At 62.0% G+C, this 14,119-nt stretch carries 14 protein-coding genes; 7 read left to right on the plus strand and 7 right to left on the minus strand.

Going from position 1 to position 14,119, the window contains the following annotated elements; all coding sequences use genetic code 11:
* A complete protein-coding gene (gene lipA, locus KBY49_RS01445; RefSeq protein ID WP_254932995.1) occupies nucleotides 1–903 on the minus strand; it encodes a lipoyl synthase in 903 nt (300 codons plus the stop codon).
* A 5-nt stretch (nucleotides 904–908) separates the two neighbouring features.
* Nucleotides 909–1,478 (minus strand): recombination mediator RecR, encoded by a 570-nt coding sequence (gene recR / locus KBY49_RS01450; protein ID WP_254933973.1) that lies wholly within the window; start codon nucleotides 1,476–1,478, stop codon nucleotides 909–911.
* A gap of 113 nt (nucleotides 1,479–1,591) precedes the next feature.
* On the opposite strand from recR, the gene psbP reads away from it, so the two are divergent.
* From psbP to KBY49_RS01470, 4 genes are read left to right on the plus strand one after another with little or no spacing between them, the layout of a single operon-like run.
* The gene (gene psbP / locus KBY49_RS01455) at nucleotides 1,592–2,143 is read left to right on the plus strand and encodes a photosystem II reaction center PsbP (RefSeq protein ID WP_254932996.1); all 552 of its coding nucleotides are present in this window, start codon (nucleotides 1,592–1,594) and stop codon (nucleotides 2,141–2,143) included.
* Nucleotides 2,118–3,173 carry an FAD-binding protein gene (locus tag KBY49_RS01460; RefSeq protein ID WP_254932997.1) on the plus strand — a complete coding sequence of 352 codons (1,056 nt, stop codon included), beginning with the start codon at nucleotides 2,118–2,120 and terminating at the stop codon, nucleotides 3,171–3,173. The genes psbP and KBY49_RS01460 overlap by 26 nt, the downstream gene beginning before the upstream one ends.
* Before the next feature lie 5 nt (nucleotides 3,174–3,178).
* Nucleotides 3,179–4,516, plus strand: a complete 1,338-nt coding sequence (locus KBY49_RS01465; RefSeq protein WP_254932998.1) for an NHLP bacteriocin system secretion protein — start codon at nucleotides 3,179–3,181, stop codon at nucleotides 4,514–4,516.
* Nucleotides 4,513–4,719, plus strand: coding sequence for a hypothetical protein (locus KBY49_RS01470; protein ID WP_254932999.1), 207 nt, complete (start codon nucleotides 4,513–4,515; stop codon nucleotides 4,717–4,719). Before KBY49_RS01465 ends, KBY49_RS01470 begins: the two co-directional genes overlap by 4 nt.
* Before the next feature lie 4 nt (nucleotides 4,720–4,723).
* On the opposite strand, the gene KBY49_RS01475 is transcribed toward KBY49_RS01470, so the two are convergent.
* From KBY49_RS01475 to KBY49_RS01485, 3 genes are all read right to left on the minus strand, one after another.
* A complete protein-coding gene (locus KBY49_RS01475; protein WP_254933000.1) occupies nucleotides 4,724–5,782 on the minus strand; it encodes an FUSC family protein in 1,059 nt (352 codons plus the stop codon).
* Between the two features lie 174 nt (nucleotides 5,783–5,956).
* Nucleotides 5,957–7,762, minus strand: a complete 1,806-nt coding sequence (locus KBY49_RS01480; RefSeq protein WP_254933001.1) for a TolC family protein — start codon at nucleotides 7,760–7,762, stop codon at nucleotides 5,957–5,959.
* 11 nt (nucleotides 7,763–7,773) lie between these two features.
* A complete protein-coding gene (locus KBY49_RS01485; protein WP_254933002.1) occupies nucleotides 7,774–8,604 on the minus strand; it encodes a hypothetical protein in 831 nt (276 codons plus the stop codon).
* A 58-nt stretch (nucleotides 8,605–8,662) separates the two neighbouring features.
* On the opposite strand from KBY49_RS01485, the gene KBY49_RS01490 reads away from it, so the two are divergent.
* From KBY49_RS01490 to KBY49_RS01500, 3 genes are read left to right on the plus strand one after another with little or no spacing between them, the layout of a single operon-like run.
* Entirely contained in the window at nucleotides 8,663–9,652 is a 990-nt protein-coding gene (locus tag KBY49_RS01490) for an aromatic acid exporter family protein (RefSeq protein ID WP_254933003.1), read from the plus strand.
* 56 nt (nucleotides 9,653–9,708) lie between these two features.
* Nucleotides 9,709–10,773, plus strand: a complete 1,065-nt coding sequence (locus tag KBY49_RS01495) for an FUSC family protein (protein WP_254933004.1) — start codon at nucleotides 9,709–9,711, stop codon at nucleotides 10,771–10,773.
* Nucleotides 10,774–10,831: 58 nt separating this feature from the next.
* Entirely contained in the window at nucleotides 10,832–11,260 is a 429-nt protein-coding gene (locus KBY49_RS01500; RefSeq protein WP_254933005.1) for an SH3 domain-containing protein, read from the plus strand.
* 1 nt (nucleotide 11,261) lies between these two features.
* On the opposite strand, the gene KBY49_RS01505 is transcribed toward KBY49_RS01500, so the two are convergent.
* Together KBY49_RS01505 and KBY49_RS01510 are read right to left on the minus strand one after the other, a co-directional pair.
* A complete protein-coding gene (locus tag KBY49_RS01505; protein ID WP_254933006.1) occupies nucleotides 11,262–12,176 on the minus strand; it encodes an LCP family protein in 915 nt (304 codons plus the stop codon).
* Nucleotides 12,177–12,186: 10 nt separating this feature from the next.
* Complete coding sequence (locus KBY49_RS01510) at nucleotides 12,187–13,995, minus strand: ABC transporter ATP-binding protein (RefSeq protein WP_254933007.1); 1,809 nt, start codon at nucleotides 13,993–13,995, stop codon at nucleotides 12,187–12,189.
* Nucleotides 13,996–14,119 lie beyond the last annotated feature (124 nt).

Genomic DNA, 14,119 nt, shown 5'->3' on the forward strand with positions numbered 1-14,119 from the left:
CTAGCTGGCTTCAGCGTGGTAGCTGCTGCGGACCAGGGGGCCACTGCGGACTTGCTGGAAACCAAGGTCCTTGGCGATGGCTGCGAGCCCATCGAATTCCTCCGGTCTCCAGTAGCGCTCAACAGGAATGTGGGCCAATGAAGGCCGTAAGTATTGCCCGAGGGTGAGGCGCTGGCAATTCGCTTTGCGCAGATCCCCTAGGGCCTCCACCACCTCTTCAAAGGTTTCGCCGAGGCCGAGCATTAACCCCGACTTGCTTGGTATCTGGGGGGCAAGTTCTTGGGCCGCGGCGAGTAACTCCAGGGAACGCTGGTAGGTGGCTCCCCGCCGCACTTCGCCCTGCAGCCGTTTCACGGTTTCCAGGTTGTGGTTGAAGCAGACGGGCCCTGCCGCCAGAACGGCCGCCAAGCGTTGACGTTGGGCTGCAATTGCCTCGCTTTGCAATGGAAAGCCACCCCAGAAATCTGGGGTGAGCACCTCAATGGCGACTAGGGGATTGCGGCGGCGGATGGCGGCCATGGCCCCGGTAAATAGGCAGGCTCCATGGTCAGGCAGGTCGTCGCGGGCGACGGCCGTGAGCACCACATAGCGAAGCCCCAGGGCGACCACGGCCTCAGCCACCCGCTCCGCTTCCTGGCTGTCATAGGGGTTGGGCGCTTCACCTTTGTCAACTTGGCAAAAGGCGCAGCTGCGGGTGCAGATCGGTCCACCGAGCAGGAAGGTGGCGGTGCCGGCCGCGTAGCACTCACCGCGGTTGGGGCAGCGGCCCTCCTCACAGATGGTGTGCAGCCTTTGCTGTTTCACCACTTCCTGCACGGCCGCCAGGCTGGATGCCGCACCAATCGGGCGACGCAACCAGGCCGGTAGCCGTTCCTGGGGTGGAATTGAGCTGTAGCGAGACATGGGCCTCACTCCACGGGCCGGCGCCCATCAAAGGCCCGGGCCAGGGTCACCTCGTCGGCATATTCCAATTCGCTGCCCACGGGCAGGCCATAGGCAATCCGACTGACGGTCGTAAATGGCTTGAGTAGGCGGGCGAGATAAAGGCTGGTGGTGTCTCCCTCCACGCTGGGGGTGAGGGCCAGGATCACCTCAGCTATCCCCTCCCTATCGACCCGGTGGACCAGCGGTTGGACTTGCAGTAATTCAGGCCCGATCCCATCCATGGGCGAGATCAGGCCGCAGAGCACGTGATAGCTGCCCTTGAATTCCCTGGTGCGCTCCATCGCCAGTAGGTCGCGGGAGTCGGCAACCACACAGATCTGGTCTGTGTGGCGCTCCGGATTACGGCAGATATCGCAGAGCTCTTCTGAAGAGAAATGGAAACAGCGTTGGCATTGGCCCACCTGGCTGCGGGCCGCCAATAGGGCATCGGCAAAGGAGCGGATCTGCTCCTCTGGCTGACGCAACAGATGCAGGGCCAACCGTTGGGCCGTGCGCGGACCAATGCCTGGCAGTCGCTCGAACTGCTCAATCAGCCTGGCCAGGGGGCGGGTGAAGCCGCTCAGCGATCCGCTGCAATTGGCGAGAATCTAGGGGGATCTGCCGTCACTCAGCAGAATGCTCTTACCCGTTCTCTTCCTTTGGGTCCATGCTTCCCTTTCGCAACCTGCTGCCCCGAGCCCTTGCCCTGTTGACGGTGCTGGTGCTGGTCGGCTGCAGTGCATCAGCGGCCGGGCTGAATAGCTTCCAAAGTGCCGATGGTCGCTATGCCTTCCTCTACCCCACGGGCTGGAATCGGGTGCAGGTGAGCGGCGGCCCCCAGGTGGTCTTCCACGACCTGATCAACAGTGACGAAACCCTGAGCCTGGTCATCTCCCAGGTGACCCCCGGCAGCGACCTCCAATCCCTGGGCAGTGCGGTGGCGGTTGGCGAGCAGCTACGCCGCACGGTGATTGCCCCAGAGGGCAGTGGCCGCGTCGCCGACCTGGTGGAGGCCAGCGAGCGCAGCAGCGGTGGCCGCACCTTCTACGACATGGAATATGCGGTGCATCTGGACGACCGTGACCGCCATGAATTGGCCACGGTGGTGGTGGATCGGGGCAGGCTATACACCTTGGCCGCCAGCACCAACGAAATCCGTTGGCAGAAGGTGCAGGGGCTGTTCCACCAGGTGATTGAGTCGTTCACCCTGCTGGTTTAGGGCCCTGGAGCTCCCCGATGTGGTGGTAGTTGGTGGCGGCCTGGCCGGTGGCCTATTGGCCTTGGCCTTGGCGGAAGCTGGCCAGCGGGTGGTCGTTGTAGACGCCGATAAGGCTGCTGCCACGGGCCTGAGCTACGGCGGCGTGGTGGGCGACGCCGTGGCTGGCTGGCAGCGGCTGCAACAACGCCACGGCGACCTGGGCCTGAGCAGCTGTCGGATTCATCGCTACGGGATCCACTGCCACGGGATCCACCGCCACGGAAACCCTCCCCCGGAGCCCGCCACGGGGGGGGGCCGGGTAGATGGCCCTGTGTTTAGGAGCCGCCTGCCCCAAGCCCTTGCTGATGCTGGGGTTGGACTTTTGAGGGGCGAGGTGCGCGGACCCCTATCGGCCCCGGGGCCAGGGGCCCCCTGGCGGCTTTGCCTGGGGGCGGATTCACCGCCGCTAGCTGCCCGAAAGGTGGTTTTGGCGGCGGGTGCCCATTGCCGCACGCTGTGGCCCGCACTGCCTGATCGGCTGCGGAGCAGTTGGGCGGGAGTGCTCCAACTGGAGCAGGAACCCAGCCTCGCCAGCGCTAACTCCCTGGGGAAAACGGCCCAGCTGGGGCGGGGCGATTTGCTGATCCCCCAGCGCTTTGCCCGCCTGGATCTTGAGGCCCGTGCCGCCGAGCTCACGGAGGCCGCATGGGTGGTTGATCCGGGCCTGGCGCCCTGGGGCTCCGGATCCTTGCTGGGCCAAATCAGCTGGGTGCCCCCGGGATTGGCTGCAGGGGTTGAGTTGGCAGATTCCCCCGATCCGGCGGTGATGGAGACCCACCTACGGGCCGGTGTGGCTGCTCTGGATCCGGCCTTGGCCCAGCTGCCGGGCAATTTTCAGCAGTTGCCGGTGGCCTTTTGCATCGGATCCGAGCCCCTGGTGGGCCCCGTGGCCGATGCCCCCGGGCTCTGGGCGTTTAGCGGATTTAGTGGGGCCTTTAGCCAGGTGCCCCTATTGGTTGGCCAGATGGCGATGGCTGTTGCAAGCTGGTAGGCATGGTGGCCCCATCTGCAAACAGTCCGGATCCCTGGTGGCGCCAGCAATCCCGCCGGGTGGCGGCGCGTTGGCAGGGGCTCAGTGACCACGGCCAGGTGGGGGTGAGCCTGGCGGCGGTTGGCGGAACTTTGGTGCTTTGGGCCCTGTTCTGGCCAGTGCCCACCGAGGTGGATGGCATGGGCGTGCTGGTTTTTCCAGATAATGCAGGCATCCTCAACGCCCGTTCAGGCGGCCAGGTGCGAGACGTTTTCGTCAAGACCGGCCAGCGGGTTCAGCGCGGCCAGGTGCTGATGCAGCTCTATCTACCCGTGCTGGAGCGCCAGCTCGACCAACAGCGCGGCAACCTGCGCCAGCTTGAAAGAATCAACGAAAGGCTCGATGCCCGAGACTCCCTGCGCCTACTCACCGAGAAGCGCAGTCTTGACACCACCCTGGCCAAATATGCCGGCGATCGCCGCCGCTACGGGGTGCTGCAATCGACCTATGCCAGCAAACTGCGCAACCTGAATTGGTTGTCCAGCCGCGAGGTGGTAGCCCCCCTATCCAGCGAGGTGGTCTCGGCGGAACAGGGGCTCACAAACACCGGCGTCAGCCTCGACGACGTCAAGATCAACGAGAAGACCGCCCTGACCAACTACCAGCAGGTCAAGCTCAACATCGAAAGCCAGGCCCTGCAGCGCCGTTATCAAATCGACGACCTCAAGCGCCAAATCAGGGTGACAGAGGCGAAAATCGCCTACGACGGCAAGGTGCAAGCCGAGCGCGACGGCACGGTGCTCGACCTGCAGGTGATCGCCGGCCAGACAGTGGGTACGAGCCAAAGGTTGGGCACCATCGGCCGCCCCGACCAGCCAAGGGCTAGCGATCGGCCCCTCCGGGCTGTGGCCTACTTCTCCCCAGCCGATGCCCGCAGGCTCCCCCTCGGATTGCCCGTGGAGGTGGTGCCGATGTGGAACCAGCGGGGCCGCTTTGGCGGCATCGTGGGCAAGGTCAAGCAGGTGCTCACCCTGCCCGCCACGGCAGACGACATCTCCACAACCACCGGCAACAGCCAGCTCGCCCAGGAGCTAACCAAAAACGGCCCGGTGATGCGCACTGAGATTGAGTTGGACCGGGATCCCGCCAGCGTGGATGGCTACCGCTGGACCATCTCAGGCGGGAGCGGAGTTTTCCCGATTCGTGATGGTCTCACCATCTCCAGCCATGCCTATGTGGAGTGGCGTTCACCGATCACCTACGTGATTCCTGGTCTGCGCTCGCTCACGGGCGGCTACCGCACCCCGGGGATTGATCTGCGCTGGAACCGGCCATTCCTGCGTCAACCAGGCACCCTCCCATGAACCGTTTCAGGCTCCCCCGGCGTCTACCCCAGATCCATAACCCGCTGCTGCGGCAGGAATTTCCCTGGCTGGTGAGTGAGGTGGTTTTGCTGTTGATCCTGTTCAACGCCAACCCGCCGGAACTGTGGTTCTGGTTGGTGGTGTTGGTGGTGGTGTTGCTGTATCGAATTGAGCGCTGGTGGTCTGCGCGGCCGGGAAGCTGAGCCCTCAACTGGCAATGGAGCGCCACTGCTGTTCGGTGCTCTCCAGGGTGTGGTCAATGCGGTTGAACACCATCAATCTCGAAGCCAGGGCAGTCAGCTGCTCGGCGTTGAGCTGCTGAGCCGCCGCCAGGGCCGTAGGTGTCTTGAGCAAATCCAGCCGCAGGATGGGGCTTGGCTGGGCGGGCGGCAGGGGCAGCTGGTGGGAATGGCTCAGCTGTACCTGCCACTGCAGCAACCTTGTGGCCACCTGCTCGGCAAATTCCACTCCGGCGGCCTCGAGTTCCTGGAGTCCCCACTCCTGCCACTTGGGTGCCTGCAGGCGGCGCAGCTCATCGAGATCCAGGATCAGGGCCTCACAGGTCTGGTCGAGCAGATCCCACATCCGGGCATGGGGGTGTTGGGCGGCCAAGGGCCCTAGCTCCATTAAGGCCCCCTTGCGTTGGTCGCGCATGCCAAAAAGGGTGGTTCGCAGGCTGCGAACCTGCTGGCCCAATTTTTGACGCCTCACCCCTATGGGCAGCAGGGCTGCGGCATGGTCATTGGCCATCGACTCAAAGGTTTGGCCCAAATCCGCCAGCAGCTGCAGAAGCCCCTGCCGCTGCTGGATGCGGGCCCGCGATGGCCAAAAAAGGCGCAGGCTCAACAGGGCGATCAGGATGCCGAAGGCCGTCCAGAACAGGCGCAAGGTCAACCAGCTGTCGAGCTGCTGGTCATGGCTGAGCCAGCCCATCACCACCACAAAAAGGCAGACGCCGTAGCCAACGGTGAGCCGCATTGAGCCTGCGATCAGCCGTGCCAGCAGCAGGGCTAGGGGCAGGGCCACCATCACTGGCAAATGGCACCAGGCCCGATAGCCGAAGAACACGACAACGGCGCCAACCGCCGTGCCAATCAGTCGTTGGCGCCCCAGTTCGAGGGTGTTGCCGTAGTTGCCCACGGTCACACTCAGCACCGCTAGGGCGGCGTAGTAGCCAAAGGAAAGGCCGGTGATGGCTACAAAACCGTTGACCACCGTCACCGTGGCGGCTAGGCGCAGGTTGTCCCTTAGGGCTTGGCTACTCATCGGACCGTGGCCGAGAGCTGCCCAACTGCGGTTTTTAGAAGCGCACGACCATTGGCAAGCTGCTGCAGGACCCGGCACTGCTGGCCAATGGCGAGTACCAGCGGTTTCGATGCGCCCAGGCTGGTGGCGTGATCCAGCCAAATCTGGGCTTCGCTGGCTACGGGTTTGCCCTGATCAGGGTTGGCCGGGCTGCTTGCTACCCAACAGCAACTGCGGCTTGATTGGCAGGTTGGGGTCCGTGGGCATGGGCAGGAGTTCCCTCAGCAATTTGGCGTAGGTGATGTTGACGTTCACCGTCGCATTGAGCCGCTGCACCAGGCTGTTGATCAGACGATCCTGGGTATTGGAGAGATTGAGCTCACTGTCGAGGCCGGTCAGGTAGCGCAGGCGCACATCCCGGAAGGCCTCGAGGGCTGCGGCCACCCCGCGGCGGGCGGAGCTCAGCTTGGCCAAGCTCGCTTCATGGTTGAAGAAGGCCTGCTCGATGCGCAGGCGGATGTCGTTGCGGCTGGCCGCATATTGCTGTGCCGTGGCCGCCTCCCTTCGCGCAAAGGCCCTTACCTGGCCTGCGGTGTTGCCCGCATCAAACAGCAGCCAGGTGAGGCTGAGCCCCACGGACCAATCCCAGCCAGTGGTGGTGGAGAGGGGCAGGGCGGTGGAGCCGCAACAGCCACCGCCACCAATGGTGAAGTCGCCCAGGCTGGTCTGGGAGCTGTTGCCACCGCCACTGGCGAACAGCGAAAGTTTTGGCAGCAGGCCAGCAGCGGTGGCCTGGCTCTGTTGGGCCAGGGCCGTGCGGGTGGCCAGGATTGCTTCCAATTCGGGATTGCCCCGGTAGGCCGCCAACAGGCTGGCTTCGAGATCCAGCGGCCAGCGGGGTTGCACCACGATTGGATCGCTGGCGCTAGGGGTGATTGAGGGGGGCAGGTTGAGCAGCACGGCCAACTGGCGCCGTGCCACGGCCCGGTCGGCCAGCGCCTGGATCAGGGTTTCTTCGTCGGAGGCCTGAATGGCGCGGCGGCGCAGCACATTGAGCCTGGGCACCAGGCCGGCCTGCTTGAGGTCGAGGGTGTCCCGCAGGATCAGCAGGTCGTTGCGCAGGTTGGCGTCGTAGACGCGCACCAGTTGCTCGTCCTGCTGGAGCTGGTAATAGGCCTCACTCACCTGCAGCTGTAGGGAGCGCAGCTGGTTGGCGTAGGTGTTGCGCTGCTGATCCAGGCTGGCCCTAGCGGCCTTAACGGTGGGGGTGCGGGCAAAGTCGAGCAGTGCGTAGTTGAGCTGCAACCCCCCTTCAAAGCCCCATTCACCGGACGTGCCTGCCACGGAGCCGCCATTGGGCACATAAAAGGGGCCGGGAATGATCTGGCCTGCGGAGTCGCGCAAACCATTGGGATCAAAAAGCGGTCCAAAGCCCAGGTTGTTGTTTGGTTGGTTGGCGGTGGTGGTGCTGCGGCTGCGCTCATAGCCGCCATTGGCAAAGGCGCTGATCGTCGGCCAATAGCTGCCCATCGAGGCCTGGAAGCTGGCCAGGGAGGCGGCCACCTGCTCGCGCTGGGCCTGGAGGCTGGCGCTGTTGGCAAAGGCGATGGCCAGGGCCTGCTCCAGGCTCAGCCCAGCGATGCTGCCGGGCTTGAGCTGTTGGGCTGTTGGTAGGGCTAAAGGGGGGCTAGCCACCGAGTTGGCTGGCTGGATGGGCCCCGTGGCCGGTTGGTTGGCCTTGATCAGGTTGGCGGGCAACGGCGGGGTGCTGAGCACATCAGCCACCGGCTGATTTGGCTCACTGGGCAGCAGTTGATCCAGGCTGCGTAATTGGGCATCCAGCTTCTGCCAATTGCGCTCGAGTAGCTCTGTACCCTTTCCCTGACTGGGCAAACCCGAGCCCTGACTGGGCAAACCCGGTTGATTGCCTGCAGGGATAGCCGCCTGAACCGGCAGTGCCCCAAGCATAAAAATGGCCAGGGCGCGGGAGCGGATCGCCAATGGGATGCAGATCAACGCCTGGTTGGGCCAATTCTGCGCAGGGCAGATGCCCTTTGGCCCAGTGGGTGTTCAGATCGGGCTGCGGCTGTTTTTTGGCGGGGTTTGCCCAGAACCCCGGCAATGATGATGGCCAGGTAGAGCTGCCCCACGATTGTGATGGCCACGCTGACGGTCAGGCTTGTGAGGCTGCCTGCTTTGAGCAGTGGGCTGCCGAGGGTGGTGAGGCTGGCGAAGGAGGCCCCAAGAATGGCGGGTGCATGGCGAATGCCATCGGGCAGGTTGGACGGGCTGGCCGCCAGGTTGAAGGCGGCAGGCTCCAGCACCAGCAGGGAATTCAGCACCACCCCGCCGATGAAGCCCACCAACAGATAACCGGCGGCTGCGCCCATCAATAGGTCGCCATTGAAGAGTGGTTCCGCCGCCAGGGAGTTGACCAGACCCCAAAGCATCTCGAGCATTAAGACCAGCCAGATCACCAGATGGGGTGCACTGAGCTGGACGGCTAGGGCAGGGTCCCAGACCAGGGCGGCCTGCCACACCACCTCAATTACGAGCGCCGCCAGCCAACCAACCAAGATCAACTTGCGCCTGAGGAAAGCTCGACGCAGATAGCGACTAAGGGGGGCCGAGGATTTTTCGCTCTCCGTTCTCTTGAGGCGGTGTTGGGGCAACAGAGGTGAGGCCAGCAGCACATTTGTCCCGGCAATAACCAGATACACCAGGCCCACAAGGCGGGGCGCATGCTGTAGGGCCCGCAGGCTCACCAGGGCAAGCACCTCCACGGCCAGAAGGGTGCGGTAGTAGGCGTGGCGCTCTCGCAGCAGTTGGCTGATGACGGCCATGGTGGATCCAGCTCCACCCGATCATCCCAGCTAAAAGCCATAGCCTTGGCAAATCGCGTTGCTCGATTTCGTGCTGTCGGCCCGGGCCCTAAAGGCTGCGATCAAATACGGCATTGCGGCCATGGCGGCGGCGGCAATTTCCGTGGCCACCAACCAGGTGGAGTTCATCTGGTATCCGCTCCTGGCGGTGGTTATGTGCATGGATGAAACCGAAACCAGAGTGCTGGCGGCATCCCGCGCCCGGGTTTGCGGCACCATCGCCGGGGGCCTGGTGGCATTCCTTGTTCACCTCCTGATGGGGGGCTGGATTGGCATCACCGTGACGATGCTGATCGTGGTTCCACTGTTGAGATTGCTGGGTTGGGGTGCGGGTATGGCAACGGCAATCGTTGTGGTTTCACTCCTATTTCTAGTGGCTGATTACAACAGCCTGGATTGGTTCTATGTATTGAATCGCACGGTTGATACCTTGCTTGGGGTGGTGGTGTCTATTTTGGTTAGTGCCTTGATCTGGCCTGTTAACCGACTGGCTGAAATTAGGGCTCTAGATTCCCAACTACGTAGCGAGATTGGTAGCCGTCTTGAAGCTATTCAGCAGCTCCTTAAGGGCTCGGGAGGAGGAGCTATTGTTAAACTAGTACCCGTTAAGTCCCGCCGCTTGATCCTGCAGCTTGGCAAGTTAGTAAGTGATGAATTAAGCGCCAATCCGTTGGGATTGGGTCTAAAGCAGCGCTGGCGCCAGAGAAGCATTCTCTGGGAGCGGATAAATCACCACAGCATTCAGGTGCAGCGCTTGGCGGAGCTGCTGCCCGAGGGAGTGATGGCCCACGTAAGTACCCCCTGGATCGAAAATCTTCCCAGTCTCTTGCATCCCTCTGCTGGTTCGGAGTGCTCCCCCTTGCCCCAGCGCCAGAGCTTGGTGCGCTTAGCTGACCAGCTACGGATTTCTCCCCTGCTGTTGCTTTCCCTAGACGATGAATTACAGCGCTTGGTGAAAAGCATCCATAGCTTGGGGCTGGCGGGCTCAACCTCCTTGGCCCGCCCGTGACTTTGCGCAAATCTGTCGGGCATAAACCCCAATCTGTCGGGCATAAACCCCAATCCGTGGGCCATAAACCCCTAATAATTAAAAGTGACCTGCGCCTGGCCCTCGCCGTGGGCCTATCTGCCGGTCTACTAATAACATTAGGATTGCCCTATCCGTATTACGGGCCGATGGCGGTGGGTGCCGCCCTGGGCGGCACGCTGGGGGCAAGTCGCATCGCCTCGATTCAACGGATGCAGGGCACCCTGTTGGGAGGGGTGATTGTATTTATCAGCTACTCCACCTTGGCGCAGGCCGTGCCATTACCCGTTGGGGTGGGCGTGGCGCTTGCCTCCACCCGGCTCTTTGGAGGTGCGTTGGGCTTGCTATCTGGCTACAAGGTGGCCGGATTGGTGGTGGCGATGGGATGGACCATTCATGCCGGCAACCTTGACAGCTGGATCCCATACCGCCTGGTCGACACCTTGGTGGGGGTGTTGGTTGCCCTTTTGGTGGTGGGGGCATTTTGGCCTAGCAGGGCCTTGGATCAGCACGGGGCCATCTCTAAGCAGCTCCTCAATGATTTTGCTGAGGCCTTTAGGGAGCGAGCCCAATTGCTTAGGCGGGGCGATGAACTGAATGCCGATACACGTATCACCACCCGCAACCAGCTGTTGAATAAAATTGTTCAAATACAGGCAAAACGGCCAGAGGCATTGGTCGAGCTGGGTGAAGATCGCACTGGCCAACTACTGACTCGCCTCTGGGATTTGGAGGAGCAACTTTTCAGTGAAATGATCTCGATCTATCGCACCCTGTTGCGGCTCCCGCCCGTTCCGCATTCCAGCCCTGCCTTGCAAAAATTGGTGGGTGCTGAGGCGGAGCTGTTTGATGCGGTGTCTGCGCGGTTGGAGCTCTGGTCTAAGCATTGGCCTGGCGGCTCGGGCTTGGGGCGGATCTTGGCCGATCAATCCAGTCTTCACTTAAGTCAGGAAAGGTTAGAGGCGGCGGAAGCAGATGTCTTTGATGATCCCGCTGCCATGGCAGTGCTGCTATCCAGTACTGGGGGCCGGCGCGCCATGGCCTGCCACCAGTTGCTCAATGTGGTGGCGTCGTTTGAAGATGCTTGGCTGGCAACTTTCTAGGTTTAAAGCAGCATCCCAACTGGTCTAAGTTGGGTTGGCCAAAGCCTGATTATTTTCCATGGCCCACACCATTGCCCGTTCCCTAATGGTCTCAGCGCTGGGATCCGCCTTGGCTTTGTCAGGGGCGGCTCTGCCAGCTCGAGCCTATTGGTATGGCTATGGATGGGGAGTTGAGCATCCGGCGGGGTGCTGGGGAGGCCCCTGCTGGAATCGCCCCGCCCTGGTGGTATCACCCGCGCCTGTTGTGGTGGAGCCCGTGATCAACCCTGCTCCCGGAGTTATCGGCGCTGCCACGATTTGCACCAACTTCCAGAACGTGATCCTGCGCACCGGGCCGAATCAGAACTTTGCGGTTGAGGCAGTGTTGGCTAATGGAACGCCCATAAATGTCCTTAGAAATCAGCTAAACGGCCTGGGCCAGGCTTGGAGCCTGGTGCAGGTATGGGGTTTCCAGGGTTTTGTGCCAAGCGGTCACATTTGCTCCTGAGTTAAAAGAGAAATTTGTAGCGATCCGCGTTGGGATCGGTTTCGGCGGCTGAGCTGCTGGGCTTGGGCCATTCCGCATCCCAATAGCTCAGGCCATCTCGGTAAAAGGGGCGCCCGCCCAACCGCTTGGTTTCGAGGTGGGTGGTCCCCATGGCGGTGATCAGTCCACCCAATTCCATGGGCCCCAGGTCGGTTTTAAGGTCCTTGCCTGCGGCACTCAATAGGATTGGCAGCCGCACAATCTGCTCGGGACGGGTCAGTTTTTGGAAAAGGGCGCGCAGGGCAATTTGCTGGCGTTCGATGCGGCCAATGTCGCCCATTTCATCGTGGCGGAAGCGCAGGAAACCCTCCAGTTCGCGACCTTTTAGCCGCTGGACTCCGGGTTGAAGATCGATATATAGACCCTGGCTGTTGTCTACGTAATACATTCGCTTTGGCACATCCACATCGATGCCGCCAATGGCATCAGCCATCCTTCTGATCGATGCCAGATTGACCAAAATGTGGTGGCTAATTGGCCGGCCGAGCTTGCGGGAAAGTTCGCGCTTTAGGAGATCTACACCGCCGAGGCTATAGAGAGAATTGATCTTATTGGGCCCATATCCCTCTGCTTCGATATAGGAATCACGGGGTACTTGGATGATTCTGGTGGTGTCGCCATCCACCCTCAATGCCGCAATTACATCGGTATTGCCGCCGCCCACATCTGTGCCAACTAGCAGGATGTCCTGGCTGCCAATGCCGGTCCAGGCGGTAAAGGGATTGACCAGGCCAGGATTGTTGAGCCCCTTGCCGTTTAGCAGGTTGGAGAGGGGTTCCGCCAGCACCAGGCCACCGCCCAGGCCTATGGCAATGGCCAGCAAAACGGGCCCGCGCTTCGCACGCTTTCGGCGGCGCTTGGCCTGGCTACTCTTCATTGCTGAAAACCTAGTCCACCAGCATTTCGTCAGGGCGTAGGCCCGCCTGTACCCGCCAGAGATTGGCATAGGCCCCCTGCTGGCGAATCAGGGACTCGTGGCTGCCGCTTTCCACAATTTGGCCGTTCTCCATCACCACAATTCGATCTGCGTGGCGCACGGTGCTGAGGCGGTGGGCGATCACCAGGGTGGTGCGGGTGGCCGTAATTCGCTCCAGGGAACGCTGGATTGCGGCTTCGGTTTCGTTATCTACCGCTGCGGTGGCTTCATCCAGTACCAGCACTGGCGGGTCCTTGAGGATGGCCCGGGCCAGGGCAATGCGTTGGCGTTGGCCACCGGAGAGCCGTTGGCCCCTTTCTCCCACCACCGTGTCGTAACCCTCGGGCAGGTCTTCAATGAAGCTGGCGGCTTCGGCGGCCTCAGCAGCTGCTTCGATGGCAGCCCTGGGGGCTTCGAAACTGCCGTAGGCAATGTTTTCGGCCACGCTGCCGTGGAACAAAAACACCTCCTGGCTCACCAGGCCAATCGAACGGCGCAGGTCGGCGAGGCGCAGATTTTCGATCGGTTGTTCATCTAGATAGATGGCCCCAGCCTGGATTTCATAAAGCCTGAGCAGCAGCTTCACGATCGTGCTCTTGCCCGAGCCGGTGGCGCCCACAATCCCCACGGTGCTGCCGGCGGGAATTTCTAAATTGAAGTTCTGCAGCAGGGTTTCGCGGCCGTCGTAGGCGAAATTGACCGCCTCAAAGCGCAGGCTGCCCCGCACCTGATGGGGCGCCAGGGTGGCCTGGCCACTGGGTATGCGGATGGGGCTGTCGAGCAGGTCCAACACCCGGGTGGTCGAGGCCATCGCCCGCTGGTAATCATCCAGGGTTCGCCCCAGGGTGGTGAGCGGCCAGAGCAGCCTTTGGGTGATGAAAATCAAAAAGCTGTAAGTGCCGATGGCGATGTCCCCTCGCCAGGCCTGGAGGCCACCGATCACCAGGATGGCGATAAAGGCAAACAGGATTGCGAAACGAATCAGGGGCACAAATGCCGCAGAGAGGCGAATCGCCCGGCCGTTGCTGAGTCGATAGGCCTGGCTCTGCTGGCCGAGGCGGTTTAGTTCCCAGGCCTCTGCCGCATAGCTCTTGATCGTGAGCATGCCGCCCAGGTTGTTGCTCAAAAGGCTGGCCAGGTCGCCGGAGCGCTCCCGCACTTCCCGGTAGCGGGGTGCGAGCTTGTTTTGAAAACGCAGCGATCCCCAGAGAATTACGGGAATCGGCAGGAAGGAAACCCCTGCCACGGTGGGGGAGAGCACCACCATGGCCCCACCCACGGCCAGCACGGTGGTGACCAGCTGCAGGATTTCATTGGCCCCTTGATCCAGGAAGCGCTCCAGCTGGTTGATGTCGTCGTTGAGGATCGCCAGCAGTTGGCCCGTGCTGCCCCGCTCGAAGAAGGCCATCTCCAGCTGCTGCAAATGGTCGTAGGCCTCAAGCCGCAGCTCGTGTTGCACGGTTTGGGCAAGGTTGCGCCAGAGCAGGGCGTAGAGGTATTCGAATAGGGATTCGCCGCTCCAGATCACAAACGAGAGCCCGGCCAGCACCGCCAGCTGACCTGGCACCGACTGGACGCCAAAGGCCGCCAGCCAGGAGTTGTTTTGCTTGACCACCACATCCACGGCCAGGCCAATCAGCACCGGTGGAGCCAGATCCAACAGCTTGTTGACCACCGAGCAGCTGGCCGCCAGCCAGACCAGCCGTCGGTGCGGACGCAGGCTTGTAAGCAGGCGCTGTAGGGCTGGCCTCTCCAGTTGCTGGTGGTTGGACGCTGACACGCTGGCGCTGGATCGTTGCTTGGCAGTCTGGGCCTAGGCGGTTTTTGTGGAGAAGCTTGAAGCCAATCCGAAGAGAGTATTTGGTTGGGACCCCAGGCCCGAGGATGGGACCAATGTCAGCAAA

Origin of the sequence: Cyanobium sp. WAJ14-Wanaka (genome assembly GCF_024345375.1) — a bacterium.
Lineage (GTDB): Bacteria > Cyanobacteriota > Cyanobacteriia > PCC-6307 > Cyanobiaceae > Cyanobium_A.